Genomic DNA, 1,016 nt, shown 5'->3' on the forward strand with positions numbered 1-1,016 from the left:
GTGCTGTCGACCTTGTAGTTGAGAACGTAATCGACTATGTCGACGAGTACCTTGTCCGGATCAGGGCGGACGTTGGAGATCGGTGCGGACATCGAATGATTCCTGATGTAAGTGCTGCCTGGGTTATTGCACGTTCTTGATCAGTGCTTCCGACTGCGTCGGCGCTGCGCCGCCAGCGGCCATGGCCGGCGTCATGCACTCGTCGGCCAGGCGCGACGAGTCCTTGTCGGAGAAAAGCATTGCCTTCGACGGGATCACGACCAGATCCATGCCCGATGCCGGATCGTGGAAGCGGTCAGCGCCCGTCGTCGTGTCCTGACGGGGCAGCTTGTAATCCTTCTTGGCCCAATTCACCGTGACAATGGTGTCACGCTTCATGTCGCCTTTCAGGTAGAAAGCCTGGCCATCCTTACACGCCCATTTCACTGCACCTTCGGGGATCGGATCAACCTTGGCCGCCGCGGCCGCTTCGGCCTTGGGGCTGCGCTTGATCAGGCGGCGAGCCGGGGCAGGACGCTTGGCGGTGGAGCTGGCCTTGGTCTTGCCCGAATCGGTGGTCGTCGCGGCGAAGGCGTCGGCGCTGACGAAGACGCTCGTCGTAGCCAGCGTTCCGGCGATTGCAGCGATCAGAAGTTTATTCATCGAAAAAAACCTTTCAAAAACATTGGGGTTAAATGGTGGTTGCCGCGCGGCGTGGATTTCCTCATCGCGAAATCCGATCGCGCAGCCCACTATTTTCGCTTATTTATCGGCACGAACCTCAAATTCTCCGGTCCGGTGTAATTCGCGCTCGGCCGGATGATCTTGTTGTCGATGCGTTGCTCGATGATGTGCGCCGCCCAGCCCGAGGTGCGCGAGATCACGAACAGCGGCGTGAACATGGCGGTTGGCACGCCCATCATGTGATACGACACCGCGCTGAACCAGTCGAGATTCGGGAACATCTTCTTCGCGTCCCACATCACCGATTCGAGGCGCTCGGCGATATCGAAGAGCTTCGTGTCGCCCGCTTCCTT

Annotated in this window: 2 protein-coding genes; both read right to left on the bottom strand. The window is 59.2% G+C overall.

Features of this window, described 5'->3' with window-relative positions; genetic code table 11:
- Nucleotides 1-123 precede the first annotated feature (123 nt).
- A complete protein-coding gene (locus AWB70_RS38105) occupies nt 124-642 on the bottom strand; it encodes a hypothetical protein (RefSeq protein ID WP_014251433.1) in 519 nt (172 codons plus the stop codon).
- A gap of 89 nt (nt 643-731) precedes the next feature.
- On the bottom strand, nt 732-1,016 hold a 285-nt coding region (locus AWB70_RS38110; protein WP_327350586.1), incomplete at its 5' end, for a citrate/2-methylcitrate synthase.

The sequence above is a fragment of the Caballeronia cordobensis genome (assembly GCF_001544575.2).
Lineage (GTDB): Bacteria > Pseudomonadota > Gammaproteobacteria > Burkholderiales > Burkholderiaceae > Caballeronia > Caballeronia cordobensis.

Bases quoted from the DNA above. Each gene is read 5' to 3' on its own strand.
- AWB70_RS38105 (WP_014251433.1), bottom strand. From the start codon at position 642: ATGAATAAACTTCTGATCGCTGCAATCGCCGGAACGCTGGCTACGACG.